The organism is Cellvibrio sp. GW822-FHT04B05 (assembly GCF_058800985.1).
On sequence record NZ_JBXAMU010000002.1, the window covers coordinates 802,634 to 828,436 of the forward strand.

Below are 25,803 nucleotides of genomic sequence, written 5' to 3' on the forward strand. Positions count from 1 at the left end.
AATGCCTAATCAGGTTGTATAGGAGAAAACCATGTCAGCACATAATGTACTAGCGGGTACAGATCAAGCATCGTTAGCAACGAATGGAGCCTCGATTAATTATTCAACTACCGTTGATTCAGCAAGCGACAGCTCGACCATGCATTCCCCAAAAAACAAACAAAAATACCTGTTGCTTTCAGCTCACGATTTTCGCTCACCGCGCAAAGCCGGTATGCATTTTGTTGCCAGCGAGTTAGCAAAAATGGGCACTACCCGTTTCTTCTCGTTACGCTACAGTTTTCTATCGCGCTATAAACATGATCCGCGCCTGTCATTAGATGACCAAGCCAATAAAATTGTGTTTTACCAAGGTGTCGAATGCTATTTATGGAAAACCCTCATTCACCCCATCCGCATTCGTCCGTTTGAATCGCTAATGTACCGTTTGTATGGGTACGGTTTTAACAGCGTGCTGCGCGACTGGATACGTGACTCGGATGTCATTGTGTTAGAAAGCGGCGTAGCGCCGATTTTCTTTGATTTGATTAAGCGCCTGAATCCGAAAGCGAGAATACTCTACCGCGCATCGGATGCACTCGATACTATTGATGCTGCTGCTTATATCAGCAAAACTTTTGATCGAATTGCAAAAGATATTGATACGATTGTGTTGCCATCAAAAGCGCTCGCCGACACAATTCCATCAAAACACAATCTTGCTTTTGTGCCACAGGGAATTGATCATGCGGTCGGAGAAAAAGCCAATCCGTCTCCTTATCCCGAAGGCATCCATGCTGTATCTGTCGGTTCCATGCTGTTTGATCCAGAATTTTTTGTTTTAGCTGCGCGTCGCTTTCCCCATATCCATTTTCATATTATCGGCTCTTGCCAGCCGCGCCATCCCGAGTACGGCGATAATGTAACTGTCTATGGTGAAATGCCGTTTGATAAAACATTGCCCTACATCAAACATGCAACCTTGGGTATTGCGCCATACTCCAGTGTCAATCTGCCTGCCTATTTGCGCGATACCTCGCTCAAGTTAACGCAGTATGAATTCTTTGGCTTGCCCGCTATTTGCCCACACTTTATTGCAGCCGACTATCCAACCCGTTTTGGTTACGAAATTGGCAATGAGGAATCTATTGCACAAGCGATTTCGCGTGCATTAAATCCCCAGGCCCCACTCACCAAACGCACCGTCCTGGATTGGAGCCAGGTTACTGAACGCATGCTTGCTCCAAAAAAATTCAGCGATACCGAGGTGTTTGCATAATGACAACTGGCGCAATTGATTCAAATGCACGCGAAGAAATAATTGCACTGGGTGGCTTTCCTATCCGGCGAACCACCAGCATTGCCTTGGTACCGGTATTACGCCAAAAGATGCAGCAGCAACAGGTTGCACTTTTTTTTGCAAACACAAATTTTGTTGTTAAATGCCAAGCGTACAAAGCGGCCATGTCAGGAGACGATACTATTATTGTCAATGATGGCATTGGCATTGACATAGCCACGTGGTTAATCCACCGAAAAACTTTTATTGAAAATTTGAACGGAACAGATTTCTCGCCGCTTTTTTTACAGAGTCTTGGAGCCGAAGCCAGGGTGTTTTTAATGGGTGCAAAACCCGGCATTGCACAGCGTGCAGCGGAGCGTTTACGCAATGAATATCAAGTCAATGTGGTCGGTGCACGAAACGGTTATGACGAAGCAAAAAATACCGGCGAGCTTATTGATGCAATCAACTCATCAAACGCCAATGTGGTTCTCATTGCCATGGGGAACCCCTATCAAGAAGAGTGGATCTTGCGGCATCGCCACCAACTCAATGCACAAGTATTAATGGGCGTGGGAGCATTGCTGGATTTTCTTGCCGGTGACAAAGCGCGTGCACCGGCATTAGTACAGAAGTTGCGGCTCGAATGGTTTTATCGTTTATGTCTTGAGCCATCGCGATTATTACGTCGCTACACATTGGACATAGCCGTATTTTTACGGCTATGTATGCAACAAGGAAAAACCCTTAACACTTCCGTAAGCCAGCCAGTAGACAACAGTTAACCACCCCTACTGCTTTTCATTTTTAAATTCTTCATATTGTTTTTCCGGGTTATCTATGAGTTTGAAGCGTCAATTAAGTAGCAGTACTGCCTGGATGAGCCTTGCTGCCAGCGGCATGAGTCTGGTGAGTTTCCTTGTTTTTATTATTATTTCGCGCATTTTGTCCCCGAATGAAATTGGTTTGGTAGTATTTGCCATTCTTGTTGTTGAGCTGGGAAAAATTGTGATCAACGGTGGCATTACCATTGCCGTCGTACAGCGTAAAGAATGGGACGACAATTATTCATCGACCTGCTTCTACCTCAGCTTACTCTATGGAATTCTTTTTACTGCGCTCGTAGTCACCGTCGGCGCACAACTGACGCACAAATTTTATGATCCGGCAGCAGTAGAAATACTGCAGGTACTCTCTGTTATTTTTCTTATTGAAGCGATAAAAGTTGTCCATGAAGGAAAATTACGGCGCGAATTTTTATTTAAAGTCATTGCATTGCGCAGCATTTTGGCAAGCAGCATCTCCGGCGTCGTCGGTGTCACGCTTGCGCTACAAGGTTATGGTGTTTGGGCGTTGGTTGCGCAGCAACTTACCGGGCAAGTATTAATTACAGCGGTCACCCTTATCAGTGCACACTGGTGGCCGCGATTAAGATTTTCATTTTCACTCGCACGTGAAGCGCTGGCGTTCTCTGCCCCGATGATGCTGGCCAACTTTATTTACACGCTCTGTAATACCTTGCTGGAATTTATGGTCGGGATCATTCTCGGCCCTATTGCATTAGGTATTTATCGCATCGCCGGCCGCGCGTTATTTATTCTACAAGATATTATTATCCGCCCGATGGAACAGACTGTATTTCCAGCACTGTCTCGTCTTAACGATAAGTTGTCCTGTGCCGAAGCTACCTTGCGCATCATGCGCATGAGTTGCTTTGTGATAGTACCGATCTTTTTTGGTACCGCAGCAATTGCAGCCGAATTCATCGAATTGGTTTTTGGTGAGAAGTGGAGCGCAAGTGGATCACTCATGAGTTTGCTTGCTATAGGGTCTACACCACTGGTAGTTCGATTGCAAGTTAACGCAGCACTTACCTCGCAGAAAAAGTCCGGTTGGGTTATGTTTAGTACAATCACTACCTTACTTATTACGCTAACTATAGGTTACATCGCTATTCCATATGGGCTTCAATATGCAGCGCTTGCTTACATCGCAGTGAGCTACATTACAGGTATTATCAGTTTGCTGGTTTTTTATCGTGTTTTCGGATGCCGATTGCTTTCTATTATTAATGCACTTTGGCCAAGCTACCTCGCGTCAGGAATTATGCTGGCGATATGCATGATACTTAAACAGGAATTACCTGCAACGCTACCAAGCACTTTGCAAATTATATTAGTCTGCGCAACCGGCGGCTTTACTTACTTGCTACTAGGATTATTGGTATTCAGAAAAGAAACCAAAAATTTCCTGCAGGAAGGTTTAAGTATCGCGCCAGCAAAATTCTCGCCATTGCTATTACGCCTGCAAGGTTGGCTCCGTTTGAACTGATTTGTAAATGACGATTCCTCATTCGTCTATATACCTGATCGTCTATGCACCTGGATAAACTGGATAACCGCAATGAAACAACAAGTACGTCAGCTCTATCGTTATTTTCGTGCGCAATTATTGCAGCGCATTATTCCAAAGAGCTCAGTAAATTTGGCAGATGAGCAAGATCTGCGCATCGAAGTCATTGGTTTTTTTCAAAGCATTTCCGGTATTGGAGAATCAGCGCGATTATGTGCTCAACAATTAGCTGCTGATGGCTATCGCGTCAAATGCACTAGCGTAGAAAAATTCTTCCACAAACCCAAAGAAGTCGATTGGCAATGGCCAGATGATATTGAAGACGCTGAAATCAATTGCCGTATTTACCATCTTAATCCTCCCATGCTACCGCCAGTGATTCTTCAGATGGGACGCGCCGATTTTAAGAAAAAATACAATATCGGTTATTGGGCTTGGGAATTAGAGGCCATACCGGCAGAGTGGATTAAAGCTTTACGCTATATGAATGCGATCATTACTCCTTCACATTTCACCACCAAGGTTATAAAAAACTATACGCAATCTCCCGTTCTCACCGCAACCCATCCAGTTACTCGTGGAATAGCCACCGCCGGCATGCGCAAGCGTTTGAATATCCCGGAAGGTGCATTTTTGATTTCCAACATTTTCAGCTTTGGCAGCGCGATGGAGCGAAAAAATCCCATGGGATTAATTGCCGCCTTTACTCAAGCATTTAGTGGAAATAATGCTGCCTATCTAGTATTGAAGGCCAATGCAGGTACAAATACGCCCGAGAAAGAAAATTTATTAAAGGTGATAGCATCCCATTCCAATATCCGTTTGGTAGATGAACATTGGAGCCGCGCGAATGTGCTCGGATTGATTGAGAGCTCCGATCTCTATGCCTCACTACACCGCTCCGAAGGTTTTGGTTTGACTATTGCGGAAGCGATGTTGCTGGATACTCCAACACTAGTGACTGCTTGGTCAGGCAACATGGACTTTTGCAACGAAGAGAATAGCTTTTTAGTGGGATATAAACCTATAAAAGTAAATTCAACGCACCCGGAATTTCAGGAGTTTGAAAATGCGACTTGGGCTGACGCCGATATACAACAAACTGCGCAATTATTTGCGCAGATTTATCAAGATCGGGAACTACTTCTGAAGAAAAGAAGTTGCTGTGCAAGCCAAATGCAAAATTGTATTGATACCAACAAGTATCAACACGCCTTGCAGCAATTAGCTAGCAATAAAGATCGTGCAGAAAAATCCAATCAGAATTGGAATCCAAGTGCCAAGGCTGCAGAATAGCCTTGGTAGTCGCGCTCATAAATAGGTGAACGACGATCCATCCATTGGCTGGTTAAACGTAGCATAATGGATTTAGAGTAAGACCAGGATATAAGAAGTGGTGTAACAGTAATATTACGTTCGGTCCGCTCAGTAACAACAGCACTATTTTCGTAGTTTAATTCTGCGTAACTGCTACCAAAACCAATTTGTACTTTAGGGGAAAAGCGCCATTGAAACAGAAGCACAGTGTCGCTTACTTCAGAAGGAGCATCTGATGTTTCACCAATTGCCGGTTGATTGAAACGATATGTTAATTCGCTAATCAATTTTTCGGTAATTGCCCACTCCAGATTAAGACTTGCGAGCGTACCCTCACCATCATTTCCATTAGCGCTTTCAGATTTCGCGGCGCGATCAAAATAACCGACTAAACCAGTCAGCTTGGTTTTAGGAGTTAAAGTCCACTCGGTTTCCAATTCAACTTGACGATAATCGAAATCCAGATCTCCCAATATCGGGCTGGGAGTGTCGTAACTGCGATCACCTTCGCGATAGCGCAGTCCCAACCAGGAAGAAGCAAAACGGTAGCGGACTTCAGAGAAAAAATCCTGATCCTGGAAATCCAGGATCGCTCGCTCATCATTGGAATGGGTATTATCAAGCTGATGCACCCCCAGGATCAAACCAAAACGTTTGCTATCCCCCAAAGAGAGACGGGCACTGGCATCATTTCTGGCAACCAGATCTTTACCGATAAATTCTAATTTATCGACAGGTGCTTCTTCTCGTTGAAAATCTAATTGCGAGCTAAAATTTGAAGTGAATTGGCTGCGCCAGGATGCCTTTCCTTCAATCGCAGTTCCATCTAATTCATCTCGCTCCGCATAGTGATATTGGTTACCGCTAATACTTAAGCCAATTTTTTGTGCAGATATTTGTTTATTGTATCGAACACCGGCGCCAGCTCTTGTAATCTGCTCTTCAATCTCTGCAGGAGAACGAAGAAAATTGCTGTCATAGGTGTGTTGTACACCGGCGGAAAACGCCAAGGCACCCTGATCCACCGTTTGAGCCATTGAAGAAATACTCAAGCCCGAACCGCCGACCAGAATGCCCGTTAAATATCCCGCCAGTTTTCTCATTAATCAATAAGCCTGTTGTCCAACAAAGCCTTTAAAGATAGTTTTCCACAAAATTTTAATATCCAGGATTACCGACCAATTGCGAATATATTCGAGATCATATGCGATACGGCCAGACATTTTATCAAGCGTCTCGGTTTCGCCACGGAACCCGTTAACTTGTGCCAGCCCGGTAATACCTGGTTTAACCTTGTGACGCAGCATATAACCTTTAATTTGGCCCCGGTAAAATTCGTTGTGTGCAACAGCGTGCGGGCGAGGTCCAACCAGCGACATACTGCCAGAGATCACATTGAACAATTGTGGCAATTCGTCCAGCGAGGTACGACGTAAGAAATTGCCATAAGGAGTGATGCGAGGATCTTCACGTTTTGCTTGCGCAACGTTAGGACCATCTTCACACACCGTCATCGAGCGGAATTTCCAAACTTTAATGCGTTCGCCCCCCATTCCATAACGGGTTTGCTTAAAGAATATCGGGCCAGGTGAAGTCAATTTAACACCTAATGCTATTAAAGCCATTGGTATTGCAAGTACCGCGAGGATGCCCAAACCTAATACCAGATCCTCAAGACGTTTAGTACTTCCGTTATCAACCAAGGGCGAATCATAAATACTTAGCGCAGGAATACCCTGTAAGCAGGTTAACCGTGAATGCAATAAATCGAAACTGAATACATCAGGAATTACATACGGGGATACAGTGGTATCAGCAAGACGATCAATGACCGTATGCATGCGCAACTCAGCGCGCATCGGCAAGGCAACAAACACGATATCCAACTTACCGTCATGTGAATCCTGGTAGAGTTGTTCGAGCCCACCTTTAACTTCAATGTTTTGTCCGAATAAGCGACGACTGACATCATTGTTAGGCGCGCGATCATCGTAAAAACCAATTACTTTATAACCCAACCATGGCATAACAGACATGGAGTTAATTAAACGTAAGCCCAAATCGTTCGCCCCGACAATAGCGACACGACGTGGCTCGGTAGGATTAGCGCGCAATTTTGCAAGAAAAATGCGACGACCGATATGCATTGCAATCATTACAACCGGTGTCGCCACTAACCAGCTACTAATGGCAAGAAATCCCAGACTGGCAAACGGGTAAGTTAATACCACTGCCAACACCATAAAAGGGATAGTGGCAAACCAAGCGAGGAATAAGCGTATTCCCAAATCATACATAGAATGTCCGCGCCACAAATAATAAACCTCATTACTCTCAGCGAAGAATCCAAAAATAATAACGGCACTAATTGCAAAGGCAGTGTAAATATTACTCCACTCAAGCCCTAGAACATTAAGCGCACCCCACAGTATGCATACGATAAGAGCGCTATCGACTGCGCGGAATAGCGCAAGGATTTTAGAATGGTGAAAACGAACCACAGGTGGCTCATTAGATAAGGTAACGGGACTAACAGCCGCCCCCTCAATAGATGGATTACTCATTACTACCTCCATGCAAGTTACTACGGCGTGTAATTTCGCAACAGACTTGTTACTGCAATACACTCTCGCGGTGATACAAAGCATTTTTCAGGCCATAAAATAAGCGTTACACCTTTTTATTCCTTTTTTTTGAAGAAAGTTCAAAAAAAATTGCCTGAACCCGGTAAAAGTAATTTATAGCGACAAATGATCTCACTACTACATAAGTACGAGTTTTAATCGAACTTTTCTCGCCCCAAGATAAAGCAAGCAGTCACCAAAAGAATTCACAACTTTTCGTTATGCAAACCAACAAAATGAATATAAACGCTCATTAATGTTGGTTTATAGTCAATGAAGACTGTAAGAAAAGTAGCCAAACTCTATAGCGCAACAGTTACAGATTTTTTATGGCATTATTTAAACTGCTATAAAATTCCTGTTTAAAATCCTGCATGCGCTGTTGCGCAGCTTTGCCTATATTTGTGACAGATACCTCATCCATCTTCATTGCCTTTTCCACTGCCGCTTCCAACGCTGAAGGCACAACAGCAAAACGTGGTGCAATACTTTTTTGGCCAGAATATTCCGCTGTCAACATCAAAGCGCAGGACTCATTCGCAATTTCATTCATTGGTGGCGCATCAGTAACCATTACTACTGAGCCATAACCCATCGCCTCTAAAATGGAGTGGCCAAAACCTTCTGTTTCAGTTGCATAAATATGAAAGAGTGAGCTGGATGCAAATTGTACGAAGTCTTCCACCCGAGGAAATATGTCTAAAAATTCGACATTATTTGGTTTAACGAGGGGCCGTTTTGACGGATGAATTACTATTTTTAACGGTGGCCACTCCGGATGACGCGCCCATACATTTATTATATTTTCGGCACCGCGATATTCACTCATCCCGGTGCGGGAGAAAAAATAATCGCGGCGTTTAATTGCCGTCGCATCATATTCCTCCAACATCGAGCAAAAACCGATGTATTGAACCGGCCTTTTATATTGCGCATAGATTCCCTGTGCAAATTTTGTTTTTACCCACACCTCTTTTATATAAGGTAAGAGTTGCACATGTGATACTTCAAACCACTCCTGATTAGGTATAAGGATGTGATGTTCAGATCTATAGAGATTTTCGTAAAATATGGATTCCAGGTGAATCCCAACCGTATCTTTTTCGCGAAACAAAATATCCTGAATTGTTTTGTAGAAAAAAAGAACATTAAATGCTTTGAGGATTTTGATCAGCATCCCTCTTACACCACCGAATCTCACCTCACTTGATGGCATTTCGACTATATCTGCTTCGTAGCCAAAATGTTTTAAAGCATCACTTAATATCCTTGCGTCTTTTCTCAAGCCAAACCCGGTTTTTGAGAAATAAATCCTGAACTTCATACACAATCTCCACACCCATGCGCTCGTTGTCCTTCCCTAAGCACTTTTTAGGCCAAAAACCGAACTTACTAGAATAGGTGTAAGACCTTTGGTGCTCGGGCTTGCCAGTCGCTATAATTCCCATCCTCAGCAATTCATTTCTACGCCCAATGACGCAACTTAAGTACCTTACCGGTTATCCTGACGAAACCCTTCATCAAGTCCGACAGCTGATTGAGGAAGGCCATTTGGCGGAAGTATTACTCAAACGCTATCCACAAATTCATGATATACGCACCGATAGTGCGCTCTACCAGTATACACAGGAGCTTAAAAGCGCTTATATGGGGAAAACCCAGCCGCTTAATAAAGTTGGGTATGACAGCAAGATAAAAGTCATTCAACATGCCCTCGGCCAACACCATTACATCAGTCGGGTACAAGGCGGAAAATTAAAAACCGCAAATGAGATAAAAATCGCCAGCGTGTTCCGGACTGCACCGGAAGCTTTTTTGAAGATGATAGTGGTGCATGAACTGGCCCACTTTAAAGAAAAGGAACACAACAAAGCCTTCTACCAACTCTGCCGTCATATGGAACCCAATTATCACCAATACGAATTCGATTTGCGTTTATATCTCACACAAATCGAATTGTTTGGTGGAATCTATTAACCGCATCAAACCATATCCGGATTATCGCTGTAAGAATCTTACGTTACAAAAGATAAATTTTAACCAGGTAATCATAAACTCTTCACATATTCCACCAATGCCCAGCGTTCATCGTCATTGAGCCGGGTGCCGTATTCATGGCCCGCATTGGAATTTCCGCGCAAGTTGGTATCAAAAAAACTGGTATTGGGTGCTTCTGTAGAGATATGCCCTACTTTAACCAAATCCAATTCAATATTGCCGACATAGAATGAAGCCGGACGCTGTGCAGCGGGCAATAATAAATCATAAATTGTCGGCACAGATCCATTGTGCAAATACGGAGCAGATGCCCAAATACCGTTGATAGGCCGGGCTTTGTAACTGTTGTAAATGGTTTGCTCTGGCGGAGCGTCGTTAGAGCGGTATTCTTTAAAAATGGCTTTAATGGTTTGCCAAGGCTGGTTGAGCAATGTGCCCGCTGCAGTGTGGGTAACCAATTCTAACGGTGAGGTTTCCGCCGCGAGTTTATCGCCGAACAATATCATCGACTTATCTCCCTCAAGCAGACCACTTTTGACGCGATGATTGATAAAGTTTTCAACCATCAATGGATCTGTACCCACTTCTTTGTAATTTGTTAATACTGCCGTTAGTTTGCGTTTTTTATCCGTTGAATCGACAAGAGTGTGGCACTCCAGACAATGTTGGTCATAGAGTATTTTTCCCTTTGCCATTTTTGTTACGTCCAATTCACCGGCAATTTTTACCGGCCATCGGGGTGAGGATAATTGATAAAACTCTCTTTGGATATCGCCAAGATTACTGATGCGAATCGATGACGGGTAGGTGAGTGTATTTTTGGGCACGGTCACATTGCCATAGACTGCTAATGCAGTGATGGCATTCTGGAAAAGCGGGCCGGGCTCTTTATTAGGCGCTGACGCATTCCATTGCACAACATTTAAATGCGATGCGTCCCATAACACCGGATAGCTGGTAGGTGCATTGGGTGAATGGATATTTTCCGGAATACCGAGTGCTTCAACAGCGATTGCATTGAATATTTGCCCAAACGCATCAAGTCGCCCATATCCATAAGGAACTTCAGTAGCATTAATCGCGCAATGTTTTTCCAATTCCGCAGTACGCTTTTGCACCAGGAGTTGTAACGATTGTGTAGTGAGTGAGGCAGATGCAACTTCTTTATCGGATTGCAGCGCAGCGACTCGCGTATAAAAACGAGTGAACTTCTCGCTATCATTAATTGTCGCCGTCAGCGCCGCTATCAGACGTTGTTCAAAACCGCTGTAGTCTATAAGCGCTTGGCCGCCATCAATTCGAATGCGCTGGCCTTTAATGATTACTTGGCCGGTATGGCAAGCAGCACAAGTAAACCCGACGTAATCACCCTTTTTTTTATCGATATCGCGAACAACACCAATGGGTAAACCATCAGGATTAAATTCATCGGGTGACGAAATAATAAATCCCAAAGAGGCCATATAGGTAGCGTCGCGGAATAAGGCGACGCTATCCACCTGCTCCAGAGCGATGAACCAGTCGTAGGGAATAATACGTGAGCCGAAGGAAGTATATGAAACCGCTTGACGGGTTTTGTGATCCCATCCCTGTTGTAAATACACAGTATCTTCAAGTGGAACACCAGCGGCATGAGTCGTTAAACTTGCGCCCATACCTATTGATAACAAACCACCCAAAAGCAATAGGAACTTTAAAGTCGATAGCCACTGCGACGTAATATTGCCCATGTTGCATCCTCAACATTAATGGGCTACCACTCGAGATCCTTTTTTAGTGATAACCAATATTACATGCGCTGTAGCTGTATATTTCCCTGCGTTTTAACAAAGCCTCTTGAAGTTGAACGTCTGGAGCGGTACACCCAGAAACAGAATATTAATGACTATAGCCTATGAATTTGTATTCGTTATTACAGCAACTAACGCCGCCCGCCTAACAGCGAGCCAAGGATACCGCGCACAATTTGCCGTCCGAGGTTACTGCCTATAGCACGTGCGGCACTTTTGGCAAAAGCATCCACAGCCGTATCGCGTTTTGCACTAGTGCGGGCTGCTTGTTGTTGCGCGCGCGCTTGTTCCTTACCAAGGCGTTCCTGATCTTTTTGCTGCTGTTTAAAAATACGCTCTTGTTCTACGCGTAACTGTTCCTGAATTTTTTGTTGCTGCTCCGTTTGTGCTTGCTGGGTAACGCGCCCTTTTAAAATCTCATAGGCCGACTCACGGTCCACAACCTGGCTATAAATTGCATTGTAAGGTGAGCGTGCCATAACCTCGATGCGCTCCTCGTCCGATAAGGGGCCGATACGCGATCCCGGAGGAGCAATCATTACGCGCTCAACCGGTGTAGGCGAACCCTTTTCATCCAATACCGACACCAGTGCCTCACCAATTCCCAATCCGGTAATTACCGCTTCCGTTGAAAAGGCGGGATTGGGGCGAAAAGTTCGCGCTGCAGTTTTTACTGCCTGTTGATCTTTAGGTGTGTAAGCGCGCAATGCATGCTGTATGCGATTACCTAATTGGCCTAGCACCGTATCGGGAATATCAGCCGGGCTTTGGGAGATAAAATAAATCCCCACGCCTTTGGAGCGAATCAAACGCACTACCTGCTCGATTTTATCGACCAATAATTTCGGCGCACCATTAAATAGCAAATGCGCTTCATCAAAAAAGAAAACCAACTTTGGTTTATCCGCATCACCTTGTTCGGGCAAATTCTCAAACAATTCTGAAATCAGCCAGAGTAAAAATATAGCGTAGAGTTTAGGTTGGTTGACGAGGCTGGTCGCATCGAGAATATTGACTACGCCTGTTCCCTCCAGCGTAACTTGCATCAGGTGATTCAAATCCAATGCTGGTTCACCAAAAAACTGGTCTGCCCCCTCTTGCTCCAACATCATCAACCGGCGTTGGATAGCAGCAACACTTGCCTCGCTGATACCACCATACTCATCCTCAAGGGTTTTACGCTTGTCCTTCATCCAGTTAAGCATGGCCTGCAAGTCTTTCAAATCCAACATCAACATGCCCTGGTCATCGGCAATTTTAAATGCGGCATAAAGTACGCCAGTTTGTGTTTCGTTGAGATCAAAAAAATTGGCGAGTAACAATGGACCGAAATCAGAAATGGTGGCGCGTACCGGGTGACCTTTTTTTGCATACAGATCCCAAAATACACAGGGAAATGATCGTTGCTGGTAGTCGCTGATATTCATCAATTGGACACGCTCGTCCACTTTCGGATGTGGTTTTCCCGCTTTGGCAAGGCCGGATAAATCGCCTTTGATATCGGCCATAAATACCGGTACCCCGGCTTTGGCAAAGCCCTCGGCAAGCACTTGCAAACTCACGGTTTTACCTGTGCCGGTCGCTCCGGCAATCAGGCCATGGCGGTTTGCCATGCGCAAATTTATGTGCGCCGATTGATTACCATTACCACCGATAAGAAAGTGAGAGGTCATAACAACTCCTGAAAAAAACCGTTAGCTATTGCTGCTGGAACTCGGCAAATACTTCAATCGCAACCTGGTCGCCAATGGCGGGAACCAAATAGCCTATCCCGAAGGCAGAGCGACTAAATGTGGTGGTAGCAGAGAAACCCAAAGTATAGAAGCCGGTGAGCATATTGTTAGCGCCACCGTTAAAAGTCACCGTTAAATCGATAGGTGCAGTAATGCCATGGAGGCTTAACTCGCCAGTAAACACAGCGGAGTTTTGGTCGATCACGCTAACACTGATTGTTTTGAAAAAAGCTTGTGGGAATTTTTCTGCATTGAGCCAACTGCTGCCGCGCAAGGTTTCTTCCAGATCGGGATTATTAGCATCTATACTGGCCACATCAAGGACAGCGGATAATTTCGCCGCTGCAATATTATCAGGATCAAATTCCAGGCTGGCATCCACTTTATTAAAGCGACCAACGAAGGTGGACAAGCCCATATGATTTATTTTAAATAGCACTGCAACATGGGCTTGGTCAAGCTGATAAGAACCCTTTTCCAATTGCACAATGCCGGTTTTTACATGGGGTTTAATTAATATCCCGCAACTTGAAAGACAAACACCGATAAATAAAGACATCATTATCCTGATCAGATGATGCAGCATCGCGAGCTAACTCCGTTAAATCAGGCAATCATTGCCGAAAAAACCGCACTTACAGAATTATTTTGTTGTATAGAGTTTACGTAATTGATGTTTAGGTGTTTTTGTTAACCTGTGCATAAATCCAAAGGTTAGCCCATCCAATTCATACTGCTCACGCAATTCATCCAACAGACTTAACCACAAATGTGCGGTGACTTCCGCATCGGCCAACGCCCGGTGATAAGTCCCATGACTGGGCAAATTTTTATATTGTGCCAAGGTGGCTAACTGGTGATTTGGTGCATTCTGGAAAATCCGGCGCGCCGCCAACAAACTGCATGCAATTCCTGAGGAATAATATTTTTTGATACGGCGAAACTCTGCACGCAAAAAGCGCTCGTCGAAACTGGCATTGTGTGCGACGAGATTATGGCCGGCGATAAAATCGTAAAACTCCGCCATCACAGTGGCATTATCGCGCGCGCTTTTTACCATGGCATTGGTAATACCGGTAAGGTTTTCGATAAACAATGGAATGCGAATACCGGGATTCATGATCTGCTGGAAGCGATCAGTGATCTTTCCATTTTCAATCAGCACAGCGCCAATTTCGATCGCGCGATCTCCCATATCCGGCGATAATCCGGTAGTTTCAAAATCGAACACAATCAGGTTATTGGCTGGGCAAGTGTGAAAATCCAGGCTCATAGATCAATGACCGAGTGACTTAAAAAACACATAAACACAATAAAAAAGGGACGCACTGATTAAAGTGCATCCCTTTATTCAATTGCCGCAAACAGTTGGCAACATACTGGCTTAATCCGGCAGTGTAATGTTCAACTCCAACACCGAGCAATTATCGGAATTGTCGAGGTTGACCGTCACCTGGTCAGATTCGATATGGATATATTTACGGATGACCGCAATAATTTCCTGCTGCATTTGCGGTAGAAAATCCGGCTGGTTTATATTGCGTTTCGTGCGCTCGTGCGCAACGATAATTTGCAAACGTTCCTTAGCGACCGAGGCCGACGACGGCGCGCGTTTCTTGCGCAGGTAATCAAAAATACTCACGGTTTACACCCCCAGCAGACGCTTCAGGAAACTTTTCTTTTCCGCTTCAAGGAAGCGATGTGGTATTTCTTTACCGAGCAGGCGATCAACTGCATCGTTGTATGCCTGGCCCGCCGGCGTAGCTTCATCAAGAATAACCGGCGTGCCCTGGTTAGATGCTTTTAATACAGCTTCTGACTCAGGAATTACTCCCAGCAATGAAATTGCCAGAATTTCTTCTACGTCATTCACACTCAACATCTCGCCTGCTTCAACACGCACAGGGTTATAGCGAGTCAGCAGCAAATGCTCTTTGATTGGTTCCAGATTTTGCTCGGCGCGACGGGATTTGCTTTGTAAAATTCCGAGGATACGATCCGAGTCGCGTACGGAAGAAACTTCCGGATTAGTCACCACAATGGCGATGTCAGCAAAATACAATGCCATCAATGCGCCCTGCTCAATACCGGCAGGTGAATCGCAAACGATGTATTCAAAATCCTTGGCGAGTTCATTGATAACCACTTCCACACCTTCACGTGTCAGTGCATCTTTATCGCGGGTTTGCGATGCCGGCAGGATGTAGAGGCCTTCAGTACGCTTATCTTTAATCAGCGCCTGGTTCAAGGTGGACTCGCCTTTAATGACGTTCACAAAATCGTAAACTACGCGGCGTTCGCAGCCCATAATCAAATCCAGATTACGCAGGCCCACATCAAAATCAATCACTACTGTTTTGTGCCCACGCAACGCCAAACCAGTGCTGATTGCTGCGCTGGATGTGGTTTTGCCCACACCACCTTTACCGGATGTAACAACGATGATCTTGGCCAAGGGAGGCTCCTGTTCAATATTCAATGTCTGAAAAAATAACATCCAACTGATCAATGGATGCAGAAATTTTTTTACTCAATATCTCAATGCTAAATCTTTAATTACCAAGCTTTTAATTACTGAGCTTTTAATTACTAACCAGGGCTTCGACAACGACTTTTTCGCCATTGAGGGAAACTTGTACTGGTTTTTTCAATAACTCTTTAGGGAGTGAATCCTGCAACACAAAATTACCGGCAATTGAAACCAATTCAGCTTCCATTTGCTGGCAAAAGATTCGGGCAGATTCATCACCTTTCACCCCGGCCAATGCGCGTCCGCGCAAGGTGCCGTAAATATGAATGTGGCCATCAGCCAGGACTTCCGCACCTTCACTGACTTGCGCCAGTACGATGAGGTCGGCGCCTTCAGCATAAATTTGCTGGCCGGAACGCACCGGGCGGGTCACCACCTTGCTCTGGCGCTGCACCAGTCGCTCCTCGATAACGGTTTCGACCACCGTCTCAACCACCCGCTCCACTACAGTCTCTACCGCATGCGGTGCTGCTTCCTGTTTAGGGAGCTTGAGTGCCCGCTCGCTGGGGGTCGGCAATATGGCTAAGCCGGTCTTGTTGACCGCCGCTAACAATACCTCAGGTACGCCGCTAAAACCTAGTGGTTGTAAATCCAGTTCGCGGCAAATTGTCAGCAACTCCCCGAGTTTCTTCAGGTTTTCCGGGTTTTCCAAACGGTCGAGATTGATCAACACCGGCGAGTTATTGAAAAATTGCGGTGCCTGGACGATTTTTTCTTTCAGTTCAACTGCCAAACTCTTCGGTTCATAGTGAACAATCGCCAGCACCACTACGGTAATTGCACTGCCTTTTAACTGAAAATTCACATCGATCATGCGCTGCTCTCTATAACCCGACGTCATTGCAATGGATATCGCAAAAGTGCGCCATTATCGGGGCACCACTTGATTAGTCAAGCGAGAGACAACACGTAATTCAGCTCGGGTTAAGCGCCGGGCTCCTATAAAGGAACCATTAGCACCAATCCGCCCTCTTAGAGGGCAATATCCGGCACTCAAGCGAGAACCATTATGACTAGCCAGCTTCTGCAACGCCCGAGGAAAATCGCGTTAATGATCAGCCTGCTGTTGCCATTAATTGTGGGTTGTACAACCACCCAGGCGGTCGATAAAACCAGCTACAGCACTACAGCCGCGTACGCCAGTTTTAGTGAGGCGCAGTTGGACTCGCTGCTGGCGCCTATCGCGCTTTATCCGGATACGGTGCTGTCCCATGTTCTTATTGCTTCTACTTATCCACTGGAGGTAGTCGAGGCTGACCGCTGGGCGCGCAACAACACTCGCTTGAAAGGTGACGATGCGGTTAATGCCGTGGACAGTAAAGATTGGGACCCCAGTGTCAAAGCGCTGGTGGCTTTCCCCGACATCCTGCAGCGTATGAGTGATGACCTGGATTGGACCCAACAATTGGGCGATGCCTTTCTCGCGAGCGAGGAGCGGGTGATGGATAGCGTCCAGAAACTGCGCAACCGCGCTTACGCCTCGGGCAACCTCGATAAAGTCGAGCATGTGCGCGTGGTGCGCGAAGAAAAAATTATCATGATTGAGCCGTCGGTCGAGCGTGTTGTGTACGTGCCCGCTTATGACACTCGCTTGGTTTACGGCAATTGGTGGTGGGCCGATTACCCACCCGTCTACTGGAACTATCCGAGCAGCTATGTCTTTGTGTCCGGCTTTTATTGGGGACCGCGCGTTTATGTTGGCCCGCGTTTTTATTTCAGCGGTGCCCATTGGCACCAACGGCGCGTAGTCGTGGTAGATCGTCATCATCACCATCATTTTTACGATAGCCGCAGTGTAGTGCGCTACTCCGAAGCCAAACACTGGCACCACAATCCGGTGCACAGACGCGGCGTGGCCTATTATGACAATTCTACCCGTGAGCGCTTCCACAGCCCACGCGAGAGCTATAGTGAATCACGCCAATATCGCGCCGGGCTGGACGGTAACGGGAATCGTGGTGGTTATCTTGGTGAGCGGGGCAATAGCCGCATAGCACCAAACACTGCACGCGACCAACGCCAAGGCGGCAATGAACAGTTCCAGCAACGTCTGGAGCGTCGCCAGGCGGGACAAATTACGACCAACAGTGCGAATGTCAGTAACGACAGGCCAGTGAGCCAACAACCACGTGCGGACCAATTACGCGAGCGGATGAATAATCGCACCGGGCGCGATCAGGACAATATCCAAAACCGTACTGCCACTCAGAATCGTACAACAACACCGCGCACAGAACGTCAGGATATTGATGTCCGCCAGAATGCGCAGCGTGTACAGACCAATCAAAATGAAAATCGCAATTGGGAGAACCGCGGTGAGCGCAATAATACCGAGCGTACTGGCCGTATCGAGCGCACTGAGTTACCGCGTACCCAGATGCAGAACCGCACTGAACAGGTGACCCGCACCGAGCGCCCGACAACAATGCAACGCATTGAGCGCACGCAATCGACGCAACCGGTACAACGTGATGAACGCCTACAAGTTCAACGGGTAGAACGCCAGGAACAACCGCGCGTTGAACGGGTAGATCGTTCGGAACGGGTGGAACGCGCAGGTGGCAACACCCGCAATTCCGGCGAGCGCAGTGAATTACGTGGCGGTCGCGAACGTTAAGTCGCACTAATTCACGCCTTGAGTTTGTTTAATAGCTCCGAACCGGAAATTGGTTTGGAGCTATAACTTTTCGATAAGCCACATCCGCAGCTCCCGTCTATTTATTGTTCGTACAAACTTTTATACTACTGCAACATTCATACGCCACACTCCACGAATCACCCCGTATTACACGAGCCCATTCCAGTTTATGCAGAAAACCGCACTGTTTATCCGATTCATGGCAATAGTAATATTGGCCAGCAGCTTGTTCGCCTGTAGCAGTAATAAAATTGTCCGTCAGGCTGATGCATGGCCAACCGAGATGCCAACCCGCGCCTACTTCCTCAAAGTATATGAGGCAGATGAAGCCAACAAAAAAATCCAGACGCAAGATGAATACCTCACCTGGATCATACGTTTCTATAGCGGTTGGGAGCTGTATCGCCGCGGCTGGATCAAAATGACCAATGAATTGGTGGCACAAGTTGACGACCCAAGTCAGGTCAAAGAAATCAGATACAAAGTTGACCGTATCGGCCGCCTTGTATCAGGCGAATGGGCAAAAAAATCGGACACGCGCACTATTTACTTACGCCATGTTTCTATTTGGGGCAACGCATTGCTGGAGTCACTTGATCGCGATCAGGCGCTGCCGTTAATCAATCGCGTGAATCAGGACGTAGACGATTTGCTTGCCCACCGCATTCACGCGGATGTCATTACCGCTGAGCGCTACTTCCCGGTCGATAAAGACGATCCATTTTTATAAAAGCATTTTGTAAATAAAAAAGATTTACCTTGCGGTCAAACCTTTCATTTTTCCGTCAATTGATTATATCCATTGATTAAGATGCCAAGACTTTCATTGCGATTTCCGAGCCGGGCAAGCCATCCTGCGCGATCAACATAATCATGCCTAAAAATATCGCGACTACTGCCAAATACCACAACGTTGAAAACCAGATTCCGTAGCTATTCAATGGCGGAATATCTTCGGCCAATCCCACGCGCCAGCTCGCCACAATATCGATCACACCCAGCACAATAAAAAAGGTGATGAAATAAAAACCCAATTTCCAGGCGAACACAAAACAGCACGCCGATATTGCCAGTAGCGCGACTAACGCTAAATAATTACGACCGGAAAATACCAGCGACTTCACCACTCGTCCACCGTCCAACGGATGCACTGGAATTAAATTAAATAAATTCAACAGTGCACTGGTAGAAGCCACTAAACCGGCGAAGTGACTTTCGGTAACCAAATAAACAGTATAAAACGCGACTGTCATGATCAAACCAAACACTGGCCCCATCATGGAGATATAGACATCTTGCCAACGGGTTTTTGGCATATCGCCAACCGCAAGGCCGCCGACAAATGGAATCAAATACATTCCTTTGGTGGGCAAGCCACATTTTTTCATTGCGCGTAAATGGCCGTATTCATGGAATACCAATACCGCAATTAATGCGAACGCAAATTCCACAGTAAACATCACGCTGTACACCGCAACCGATGCAGCCAGTAACGCAACTTTGAACACCTGTACGGCTTTCAATAATTTAAACGCGATTAAACCAATCGCCAACCAGGAATTCGGTTTTGACGAAGCCGGTGTATTAACCGGAGCGGCGACTGACGCGGAATATTCTGCGCTGGCATTTTCGCCATCCGAGGTAATATCTCTGGTCAGCAGATGAGCTTCTGCGCCCAGCACCTGTACGCCGTTAACCCACAATTGATAAGTCACTTGCGCCAGCGCCACATTCAATTGAAAACCAATTTTCACTTCGCCTAAATCAGGCACATCAACATGGTGCTCACTGACAGGACTGAAATTGCGCAACTGCGATACCCTCGTACCATTTATCACAACGAATTCGTCGCCCGTCGCAGGCGTAACACCCACCATAAATTGGTAACCGGCGTAATCGAATGAAAATACTTGCATAAAATATCAACTCTCTTAATCGACACTCATCAACATCAGCCGATGAAAAATAATGAGATACCAAATCGCACCTGTAATACGGTAGTACATTGTACACATCCAGGCCCGCATCTGCTGTTCAATCACCAGCGCTAATCCAGCGAGCCCTTTATCCAACCCCTGTTTAATCCAACTTGCATCCAATCCTGCGCCGGCAGCTCATCATAAGCTTGCACAACCGTTTTGCGATTGCATCATTCACACCTGCCCTTTGTGTAAAACAAAAGCAGAAGCCACTATCTGTTTAAATTTGTTATACAGCGGCAATTCCGGGGTAAAAACTGGAAATCCCTCAGTCATAACGCATACACTGTGCAATCTCTATCGCAGCTGCCTTGGCAAAAGGTCTCCTATGTTACAAATCGGCAAACAAAACCGCCTGACCATCATGAAACACACCGATTTCGGTATTTTTCTCGATGGAGGAAAATACGGCAACATCTTATTGCCCAAACGCTATGTCACTGCGGATATGAAAATCGGTGGAATACTGGATGTATTTATTTATCTGGATTCCGATGACTGCATTATCGCAACCACACTTACACCTAAAGCCATGGTCGGTGAATGTGCGTTCCTTGAGGTGAAAGAAGTCAACAATGTGGGTGCCTTCCTCGATTGGGGTTTACCGAAAGATTTGCTGGTGCCCTATGGCGAACAACACAAACCCATGGAAGCCGGCCGCTCTTATGTAGTGTGTATTTATCAGGATGAATACACCGGCCGGATTACCGCATCATCGCGCTTAAACCGTCATCTCGAAGAACGTGCGAGTGGATTGAGCACAAAACAAGCAGTGGATTTAATTATTTGTGGCCGTAGCGATATGGGCTACAAAGCCGTTATCAACCATACCCACCTGGGTTTGATTTTCCGCGATGAAGCTTTCCGCACCTTACTCTACGGTGAGAAGGTAAAAGGTTTTATCAAAAGCATCCGTCCCGATCGCAAAATCGATTTGAGTTTGCAAGCACAAGCGCGTGACAGCAAAGAAGATTTGGCGGAAAAAATTCTCGCCGATTTACAACGTCAAGGCGGCACATCTTTTGTAACCGACAAAAGTGAACCGGAACTGATTTACAAAGTATTCAATGTCAGTAAAGGCAATTACAAAAATGCACTGAGCCTGCTTTACAAACAACGAAAAATTTTAATTGAAAAAGATAAAATCACGTTAGTCGAATAATGGTGGCGTTAATGGCAGACAATGGAAAATTTATTCGTTGGGGCATTATCGGTGTCGGTGATGTATGTGAACTAAAAAGTGGCCCTGGATTTTATAAAGCCCCTCAATCGCAATTAGTTGCGGTGATGCGCCGCAATGGTGAGAAGGCCAAAGATTTTGCGCAACGACATAATGTGGCAACCTGGTACGATGATGCCGATGCAATGCTTGCCAATCCCGATATCAATGCAATTTACATTGCCACTCCACCAGCGCAACACAAAGACTATGCAATCGCGGCTGTGGCAGCTGGAAAAAATGTTTATATCGAAAAACCCGTCACCTTAAATGCCGCCGAGTGCGATGCGATTATCGCTGCAGAAAAAAGCAGCGGCAAAAAAGTCAGTGTTGCCCACTATCGCCGTTACGTGCCCTGCTTTATGAAAGTGATAGAACTGATTCGCGCTGGTGCAATTGGTGAACCACTTATAGTGCAGTTGGATATGCTGCAACCGGCGGCGTCTAAAATTATTACCACGACCGATGATAATTGGCGCGTTAACCCTGAACTTTCCGGCGGCGGTTTATTCCACGATTTATCACCACACCAGCTTGACCTTATGTTGTATTGGTTCGGACCGGTTGTCCACGCCAGCGGTTTTGGTTACAACCAACGCCAATTTAATAATGCCGATGACAGTGTCCACGGCTGGGCAAAATTAGAATCCGGTGTCGTACTGCAAGGTCGCTGGCATTTTGCTGTCGCACCGGAGCACGCGCGCGATCTGTGCGAAATTATCGGTACCAGAGGAAAGTTATCGATTAATTTTTTCGGTCAGCAAGTTATTCGCCTGAGCAACGCGGATGGTGATCAGGAAATCATTATTCCCAATCCACAACATATCCAACAGCCAATGATTGAGCAGGTTAATAATTATTTTCGCGACGAGCGGGCAAATCCTTGCAGTGTCAGCGATGCAAAATCGGTAATGGCATTGATCGATTGTTTCTCTTCGGCAATTAAATAAATTTTTTTAACCACTTTATCGAATGAAAAAAAAGGCTGCAAATAATGCAGCCTGTTTTTTATCTGCACCTTTTCAGTACATACTTTTATAACGTATGTCGCTTTAATTTTCATCACTCTATTTTTCGCCAATTAATCCCCACTTACTTGTGCACAAGATCACATAAAAACACATTCTTTATACGGCAGGCTTTTTGCTTAACACTAAACTGTAAAAAAGCTGTACAGCATGTATGGCTTAACAAAAAGCAATTTTTTAACAGCACACAACATGCTTTCTTGAATCAATCCAGTTTGCCAAATACGTAAGGAGATATGATGTTTACTAAAAATGTTTTACATCAAGTAATTCAACGTACTTCGACTTCACTAATCCAATTCATGATTCCTATCGGTGGCGCACTGTTACTCGCAAGCACCACTGCATATGCCCAACCAAACAATAAATCCGAAGCAGAAGATGTTGAAGAATTGGTAGTAGTAGGTTCGCGTATTCGCCAGACGAACCCGAATACTATATCTCCCGTCAAGGTTATTAGTCGCGAATCCGCAAGTGGTGCGGGCCTTAATTCAACCACTGATTTATTACAAAGCAATGCTATTACCGGTGGCTCATCCCAAATCAATAACGCTTACGGTGGCTATGTCACTGAGGGTGGACCAGGCGCCAATACAATTTCATTACGCGGCTTGGGGGCGAGCCGCACATTGGTATTAATCAATGGCCGGCGTGTTGCCCCATCTGGCACGCAAGGCGCGGTGGGAACTGCGGATTTAAATGTATTACCCACTGCATTAATTGAACGCGTAGAAATATTGCGCGATGGAGCTTCTTCTATTTACGGTTCTGACGCAGTAAGCGGTGTAGTCAATGTTATTACACGCGATGATCTGGAAGGTATTACGATAGAGGGCGATATCAATCTACCCACGGAAGAAAATGGTGAACAGTATCGCTTCTCAATTGCAGGCGGCATCAATGAAGAACGCTTCGCCCTTTCAGGTTCGTTTGATTACTTTGAACGAAAAAGCCTTACCTTGAATGATCGCGAATGGACACGCTGCAACAGGGATATGTTTCGCGATCCTGAGACTGGTGAGTCATGGGATTATGTCGACCCTAAAACTGGCAAAGCAAAATGCTATCCCGTTACTACAACCGGATCGAATGGTGTCACGGTCAATACCATCGGCACGCAAGCAATTACTGCTGATAATTATTTATCACTCGGATTAACTTCACCGGTTATAGGCGCACCGGGTTCTGCAGGAACGACTTTTACGCGCTTCCGCCCCAACCCAGCCGTCACTACAGGAATACCCGGCTATGAAGGGGTCGGTGGTGGCGCAAATGATTTGAATGTGCGCGACACATTTGAGCCGCGCATGTTGGCTGAAGATTTAATTTCTCCGGTAAAAATTTACACCGGCTTTGTGCAAGGAAAATATGATCTCCAGGCTTTGGGAGATGCGGAAATTTACGTTGAATTATTAGCATCGAGACGTGAATCCCAACAGACCGGTTACCGCCAATTATCAATGGATTATCGCTTGGGTAGCCCGCTCATTCCAGCCGAATTTGGCTTTGCCAATTTTGGTGCAGATCAGGGCACCAGCGATGGCGACCGTGTAGGTTTGCGCGCATTTGTCGGCTTTGGCAATGATCACAGCGAACAAAATGTTGATTTTTACAAACCCACCGTTGGTATTCGCGGCAACCTGGAATTCCTACCTGACTGGCGTTATGACCTTTACACCAGCTACGCAAAATCCGATGCAAGTTATGACCGGAATTCTTTCCTGATCGACAAACTCACTCACGCGAGTGATGCCGTTGCCGCAACAGCAGGTGTTGATGCCAGCTTGATACAAGACGGCCTGACCTGCGCAATTAATTTAACTAACCCCAACGAAAAATGTATTGCATTTCCGATGCTTACCGCCGCAGTCGTTGGCGGTGATTTACCACAGGATTTCAAAGATTATATTTTCCGCAACACTGTGGGAACGACGGAATATGAAGAGGCGATTTACAGTGCAATTTTTGATGGGCCATTAATTAATGTACCTGCCGGGAAAATTCAAGGGGTGTTTGGCTTGGAATATCGCAAAGCTGAAATTGACGATCAACCGGATCCAAATAGTGTCGCAGGAAATTTGTATAACCTGAGCAGCGCCTCGCCGACCAAGGGCAAAGACAATGTGACGGAGATTTATACGGAAATTGAAATCCCGATCTTATTCGACGTCAGCTTCGCAAAAGAATTTACATTTAACGGTTCATTCCGCTACACCGATTACGATTCTTACGGATCGGATGACACCTACAAAATAGGATTAATTTACTCACCGACTGAATGGATCTCACTGCGCGCAACACGCGGCACATCATTCCGTGCACCCGCACTCTACGAACAATTCCAAGGTCCCACCAGCGGTTTCCGCGCCTCATCACTCGACCCTTGTAACGAGTATGGTGCAGATGGGGTAAATCCGAATCGCGCGGCTAACTGCGCATCTGAGTTACCCGGCGATCCAGAATTTTTAGCAACACAAGGCGTTGAAGTGTTTAGCGTCGGCGGCGCGGCAGCTGGCCTGTTTGCCGAAACATCGGACAACGTTACCTACGGTATTATTTTACAGCCGGAAATCAGCGATGAAACACAGTTAAGATTTTCTGCCGATTATTTTGATATCGAAATTAACAACGGCGTTAATAAAGCGGGTGAAGATGAAATTCTCGACCGCTGCTATGACGACCCCGAATTCCGCGCCGGTGGTGGACTATGCCGTTTGGTTACTCGTGATCCGGTAACCAAACAATTGAGTGTATCCGATGCTTACACTAACCTCGCCACAGAAATTTCACGCGGAATTGATTTCAACACTACCTTCACCCAGGCATTAGGGGAGGGCACCTTTTTACTCGACCTGAGCGTCACCCGCTATTATTCGCAAGCGGAAAGATTGTTCGCCGATGATGAAATAGATGAACTTAATGGCAGCCTGGAGAAACCAAAATACGGCGGCAGCGGTGATATCGCTTATGAAATTGATGCATGGAAATTCAGTTACGGCGTTGAATGGATTAGCAGTATGGACGGTTACCGGGAAGCAGGTGAAGATCCGGCGGAAAGCGCATCCGATTACACAGTGCCCGATTATTTTGAGCACCGTATTTCGGCGCGCTACAAGGCCGATACATGGAAAGGCACTTTTGGCGTGCGCAACCTGACCAATGAAACACCAAAAGTTATTTCCGCCGGTTACTTTAATCGCGTTGGTAATGCACCTTTATACAGTGGTTATGATTACGTGGGCAGAGAGGTATTTATTAACTTCCAAATCCAGCTTTGATATGGATACCTGATATAAAGCTGCGATATAAAGTTTACCTGCTGACGGAAGACAGG

General features: G+C 45.9%; 21 protein-coding genes. 10 read left to right on the forward strand and 11 right to left on the reverse strand.

What is annotated here, in order from left to right; genetic code table 11:
* Nucleotides 1–31 precede the first annotated feature (31 nt).
* The 4 genes from AC1RJL_RS09045 to AC1RJL_RS09060 all read left to right on the forward strand — a co-directional run bounded on the left by AC1RJL_RS09045 (nt 32) and on the right by AC1RJL_RS09060 (nt 4,909).
* Nucleotides 32–1,258 carry a GumK N-terminal domain-containing glycosyltransferase gene (locus AC1RJL_RS09045; protein WP_492913082.1) on the forward strand — a complete coding sequence of 409 codons (1,227 nt, stop codon included), beginning with the start codon at nt 32–34 and terminating at the stop codon, nt 1,256–1,258.
* The gene (locus AC1RJL_RS09050) at nt 1,258–2,046 is read left to right on the forward strand and encodes a WecB/TagA/CpsF family glycosyltransferase (protein WP_492913084.1); all 789 of its coding nucleotides are present in this window, start codon (nt 1,258–1,260) and stop codon (nt 2,044–2,046) included. Before AC1RJL_RS09045 ends, AC1RJL_RS09050 begins: the two co-directional genes overlap by 1 nt.
* A gap of 55 nt (nt 2,047–2,101) precedes the next feature.
* Nucleotides 2,102–3,592, forward strand: a complete 1,491-nt coding sequence (locus AC1RJL_RS09055) for a lipopolysaccharide biosynthesis protein (protein ID WP_492913086.1) — start codon at nt 2,102–2,104, stop codon at nt 3,590–3,592.
* A 120-nt stretch (nt 3,593–3,712) separates the two neighbouring features.
* Nucleotides 3,713–4,909, forward strand: coding sequence for a glycosyltransferase family 4 protein (locus AC1RJL_RS09060; protein WP_492913088.1), 1,197 nt, complete (start codon nt 3,713–3,715; stop codon nt 4,907–4,909).
* Here the strand turns inward: AC1RJL_RS09060 and AC1RJL_RS09065 are convergent.
* From AC1RJL_RS09065 to AC1RJL_RS09075, 3 genes are all read right to left on the reverse strand, one after another.
* Nucleotides 4,873–6,033, reverse strand: coding sequence for a hypothetical protein (locus AC1RJL_RS09065; RefSeq protein ID WP_492913090.1), 1,161 nt, complete (start codon nt 6,031–6,033; stop codon nt 4,873–4,875). The two genes, AC1RJL_RS09060 and AC1RJL_RS09065, sit on opposite strands and share 37 nt — an antisense overlap.
* A gap of 3 nt (nt 6,034–6,036) precedes the next feature.
* Nucleotides 6,037–7,494 (reverse strand): undecaprenyl-phosphate glucose phosphotransferase, encoded by a 1,458-nt coding sequence (locus tag AC1RJL_RS09070; protein WP_492913092.1) that lies wholly within the window; start codon nt 7,492–7,494, stop codon nt 6,037–6,039.
* A gap of 376 nt (nt 7,495–7,870) precedes the next feature.
* A complete protein-coding gene (locus AC1RJL_RS09075; protein ID WP_492913094.1) occupies nt 7,871–8,878 on the reverse strand; it encodes a glycosyltransferase in 1,008 nt (335 codons plus the stop codon).
* Between the two features lie 101 nt (nt 8,879–8,979).
* Here AC1RJL_RS09075 and AC1RJL_RS09080 point away from each other — a divergent pair, with 101 nt between their 5' ends.
* Nucleotides 8,980–9,531 carry a M48 metallopeptidase family protein gene (locus AC1RJL_RS09080; RefSeq protein ID WP_492913096.1) on the forward strand — a complete coding sequence of 184 codons (552 nt, stop codon included), beginning with the start codon at nt 8,980–8,982 and terminating at the stop codon, nt 9,529–9,531.
* A 71-nt stretch (nt 9,532–9,602) separates the two neighbouring features.
* Here the strand turns inward: AC1RJL_RS09080 and AC1RJL_RS09085 are convergent, their stop codons facing one another.
* From AC1RJL_RS09085 to minC, 7 genes are all read right to left on the reverse strand, one after another.
* Nucleotides 9,603–11,282 (reverse strand): di-heme-cytochrome C peroxidase, encoded by a 1,680-nt coding sequence (locus tag AC1RJL_RS09085; protein ID WP_492913098.1) that lies wholly within the window; start codon nt 11,280–11,282, stop codon nt 9,603–9,605.
* Nucleotides 11,283–11,473: 191 nt separating this feature from the next.
* Nucleotides 11,474–13,015: a helicase HerA-like domain-containing protein gene (locus AC1RJL_RS09090; RefSeq protein WP_492913100.1), complete on the reverse strand. Its 1,542-nt coding sequence runs from the start codon at nt 13,013–13,015 to the stop codon at nt 11,474–11,476.
* A 25-nt stretch (nt 13,016–13,040) separates the two neighbouring features.
* Entirely contained in the window at nt 13,041–13,634 is a 594-nt protein-coding gene (locus tag AC1RJL_RS09095) for a YceI family protein (protein ID WP_492913102.1), read from the reverse strand.
* 84 nt (nt 13,635–13,718) lie between these two features.
* Nucleotides 13,719–14,348 carry a 3'-5' exonuclease gene (locus AC1RJL_RS09100; protein WP_492913104.1) on the reverse strand — a complete coding sequence of 210 codons (630 nt, stop codon included), beginning with the start codon at nt 14,346–14,348 and terminating at the stop codon, nt 13,719–13,721.
* 111 nt (nt 14,349–14,459) lie between these two features.
* Nucleotides 14,460–14,717 (reverse strand): cell division topological specificity factor MinE, encoded by a 258-nt coding sequence (gene minE / locus AC1RJL_RS09105; protein ID WP_435784671.1) that lies wholly within the window; start codon nt 14,715–14,717, stop codon nt 14,460–14,462.
* 3 nt (nt 14,718–14,720) lie between these two features.
* The gene (gene minD / locus AC1RJL_RS09110; RefSeq protein WP_492913106.1) at nt 14,721–15,530 is read right to left on the reverse strand and encodes a septum site-determining protein MinD; all 810 of its coding nucleotides are present in this window, start codon (nt 15,528–15,530) and stop codon (nt 14,721–14,723) included.
* 127 nt (nt 15,531–15,657) lie between these two features.
* Nucleotides 15,658–16,419, reverse strand: coding sequence for a septum site-determining protein MinC (gene minC, locus AC1RJL_RS09115; protein ID WP_492913108.1), 762 nt, complete (start codon nt 16,417–16,419; stop codon nt 15,658–15,660).
* Nucleotides 16,420–16,614: 195 nt separating this feature from the next.
* On the opposite strand from minC, the gene AC1RJL_RS09120 reads away from it, so the two are divergent.
* Entirely contained in the window at nt 16,615–18,222 is a 1,608-nt protein-coding gene (locus tag AC1RJL_RS09120) for a DUF3300 domain-containing protein (protein WP_492913110.1), read from the forward strand.
* Between the two features lie 190 nt (nt 18,223–18,412).
* Nucleotides 18,413–18,973, forward strand: a complete 561-nt coding sequence (locus tag AC1RJL_RS09125; RefSeq protein ID WP_492913112.1) for a hypothetical protein — start codon at nt 18,413–18,415, stop codon at nt 18,971–18,973.
* A 76-nt stretch (nt 18,974–19,049) separates the two neighbouring features.
* Here AC1RJL_RS09125 and AC1RJL_RS09130 read toward each other — a convergent pair whose 3' ends face one another.
* Nucleotides 19,050–20,159 carry a site-2 protease family protein gene (locus AC1RJL_RS09130; RefSeq protein ID WP_492913114.1) on the reverse strand — a complete coding sequence of 370 codons (1,110 nt, stop codon included), beginning with the start codon at nt 20,157–20,159 and terminating at the stop codon, nt 19,050–19,052.
* A 391-nt stretch (nt 20,160–20,550) separates the two neighbouring features.
* On the opposite strand from AC1RJL_RS09130, the gene AC1RJL_RS09135 reads away from it, so the two are divergent.
* From AC1RJL_RS09135 to AC1RJL_RS09145, 3 genes are all read left to right on the forward strand, one after another.
* Nucleotides 20,551–21,384 (forward strand): CvfB family protein, encoded by an 834-nt coding sequence (locus tag AC1RJL_RS09135; protein WP_492913116.1) that lies wholly within the window; start codon nt 20,551–20,553, stop codon nt 21,382–21,384.
* Nucleotides 21,385–21,395: 11 nt separating this feature from the next.
* The gene (locus AC1RJL_RS09140; RefSeq protein WP_492913118.1) at nt 21,396–22,391 is read left to right on the forward strand and encodes a Gfo/Idh/MocA family protein; all 996 of its coding nucleotides are present in this window, start codon (nt 21,396–21,398) and stop codon (nt 22,389–22,391) included.
* A gap of 317 nt (nt 22,392–22,708) precedes the next feature.
* The gene (locus tag AC1RJL_RS09145) at nt 22,709–25,747 is read left to right on the forward strand and encodes a TonB-dependent receptor domain-containing protein (protein WP_492913120.1); all 3,039 of its coding nucleotides are present in this window, start codon (nt 22,709–22,711) and stop codon (nt 25,745–25,747) included.
* Nucleotides 25,748–25,803: the final 56 nt, after the last annotated feature.

What these genes read in the sequence shown, in the direction of transcription:
- AC1RJL_RS09045 (WP_492913082.1), top strand. Translation starts at nt 32, where the DNA reads ATGTCAGCACATAATGTACTAGCGGGTACAGATCAAGCATCGTTAGCA.
- AC1RJL_RS09120 (WP_492913110.1), top strand. Translation starts at nt 16,615, where the DNA reads ATGACTAGCCAGCTTCTGCAACGCCCGAGGAAAATCGCGTTAATGATC.
- AC1RJL_RS09130 (WP_492913114.1), bottom strand. Translation starts at nt 20,159, where the DNA reads ATGCAAGTATTTTCATTCGATTACGCCGGTTACCAATTTATGGTGGGT.
- AC1RJL_RS09070 (WP_492913092.1), bottom strand. Translation starts at nt 7,494, where the DNA reads ATGAGTAATCCATCTATTGAGGGGGCGGCTGTTAGTCCCGTTACCTTA.
- AC1RJL_RS09050 (WP_492913084.1), top strand. Translation starts at nt 1,258, where the DNA reads ATGACAACTGGCGCAATTGATTCAAATGCACGCGAAGAAATAATTGCA.
- AC1RJL_RS09100 (WP_492913104.1), bottom strand. Translation starts at nt 14,348, where the DNA reads ATGAGCCTGGATTTTCACACTTGCCCAGCCAATAACCTGATTGTGTTC.
- AC1RJL_RS09145 (WP_492913120.1), top strand. Translation starts at nt 22,709, where the DNA reads ATGTTTACTAAAAATGTTTTACATCAAGTAATTCAACGTACTTCGACT.
- AC1RJL_RS09075 (WP_492913094.1), bottom strand. Translation starts at nt 8,878, where the DNA reads ATGAAGTTCAGGATTTATTTCTCAAAAACCGGGTTTGGCTTGAGAAAA.
- AC1RJL_RS09140 (WP_492913118.1), top strand. Translation starts at nt 21,396, where the DNA reads ATGGCAGACAATGGAAAATTTATTCGTTGGGGCATTATCGGTGTCGGT.
- minC (WP_492913108.1), bottom strand. Translation starts at nt 16,419, where the DNA reads ATGATCGATGTGAATTTTCAGTTAAAAGGCAGTGCAATTACCGTAGTG.
- AC1RJL_RS09090 (WP_492913100.1), bottom strand. Translation starts at nt 13,015, where the DNA reads ATGACCTCTCACTTTCTTATCGGTGGTAATGGTAATCAATCGGCGCAC.
- AC1RJL_RS09095 (WP_492913102.1), bottom strand. Translation starts at nt 13,634, where the DNA reads ATGTCTTTATTTATCGGTGTTTGTCTTTCAAGTTGCGGGATATTAATT.
- AC1RJL_RS09125 (WP_492913112.1), top strand. Translation starts at nt 18,413, where the DNA reads ATGCAGAAAACCGCACTGTTTATCCGATTCATGGCAATAGTAATATTG.
- AC1RJL_RS09055 (WP_492913086.1), top strand. Translation starts at nt 2,102, where the DNA reads ATGAGTTTGAAGCGTCAATTAAGTAGCAGTACTGCCTGGATGAGCCTT.
- AC1RJL_RS09065 (WP_492913090.1), bottom strand. Translation starts at nt 6,033, where the DNA reads ATGAGAAAACTGGCGGGATATTTAACGGGCATTCTGGTCGGCGGTTCG.
- AC1RJL_RS09135 (WP_492913116.1), top strand. Translation starts at nt 20,551, where the DNA reads ATGTTACAAATCGGCAAACAAAACCGCCTGACCATCATGAAACACACC.
- AC1RJL_RS09085 (WP_492913098.1), bottom strand. Translation starts at nt 11,282, where the DNA reads ATGGGCAATATTACGTCGCAGTGGCTATCGACTTTAAAGTTCCTATTG.